Below are 1,006 nucleotides of genomic sequence, written 5' to 3'. Positions count from 1 at the left end.
ACCAATTGCCAAAAGCGCAGAGTTTTCCGCGCATTGCGCCAGCTTCGGCAATCGATCGTCCACTCGATAAATATCGCAGCCGGCCTGGGTTCCGGGCGCGGATTCATTTGACGAACCGGCGTTGGGCCGATTAGCGTTCTTTCCCAGGGATGGCAGCGCTGCCATCGGGGCAAACGCAGACATGAACACCATCGGCTGGCCAAATTTCAGGAGCCTGAACCAGGAAGGCATTGTCTTTGCCATCGCCGTGGTGCTGTTCGTTGCAGCGGCTATAGGCCTGCCAGGTTTCATCGACCCCAACAATCTCGTCGCCATCGTCCGCTCCGTGTCGGTGCTGGGCATCCTTGCGCTCGGCATGGCCGTGGTCATCATCGGCCGCGGCATCGACCTCTCTGCCGTCGCGATCATGGCGATGTCGGTCGCCTGGTACCTGCAACTGCTGAATTCGGGGACGCCGGACGGGCTTGCCTTCGCCTATGTGCTGGCCGGTGTGCTGGCCATCGGCCTGCTCAATGGTTTTCTCGTCGCCTATGCCGACGTGCCGGCGATCTTCGTGACGCTGGCGACAGGCTCCTTCGTCTTCGGCTATGTACGCTCGCAACTGATCACGCAGGATGCCGTGCCGGTGCCGCAGGGCCATTGGGTCGAGTTGCTCGGCGGCCTGCGCTTCCTCGACATTCCCATCGAGGTTTTCGTCTTCGCAGGGCTGGCCTTCCTGTTCTTCCTGTTCCTTCGCTACACCAAATGGGGCCGCTATATCTATTTCGCCGGCGATAATCCGGTGGCCGCCCGCAACATCGGCATGCCGGTGCGGCCGATGCTGGTGCTGCGCTATGTGCTTTCCGCCTTCGTCGCACTGGTCGCCGGCCTGCTGACGGCGGCCAGCCTGCATTCGATCAATACCCGCGTCGTCAATTCGACGCTGCTCTACGATATCGTGCTGGTGGCGGTTATCGGCGGCATCGGCCTGTCCGGCGGGCGCGGCGGGGTGCGCAACGTGCTGGTC

General features: G+C 62.3%; 2 protein-coding genes. One reads left to right on the top strand and one right to left on the bottom strand.

From position 1 onward, the window contains the following. Positions 1-183, bottom strand: a 183-nt coding sequence (locus tag ENZ75_RS34835) for a hypothetical protein (RefSeq protein WP_206617167.1), incomplete at its 3' end; no start/stop codon positions are given. On the opposite strand from ENZ75_RS34835, the gene ENZ75_RS32880 reads away from it, so the two are divergent. Next, on the top strand, positions 182-1,006 hold an 825-nt coding region (locus ENZ75_RS32880), incomplete at its 3' end, for an ABC transporter permease (RefSeq protein WP_164888222.1). The genes ENZ75_RS34835 and ENZ75_RS32880 overlap by 2 nt on opposite strands.

Source organism: Mesorhizobium sp. M7A.F.Ca.CA.002.04.1.1 (assembly GCF_004022805.1).
Classification (GTDB): Bacteria; Pseudomonadota; Alphaproteobacteria; order Rhizobiales; family Rhizobiaceae; genus Mesorhizobium; species Mesorhizobium ciceri.
This window is presented reverse-complemented; position numbering and strand designations above follow the sequence as displayed.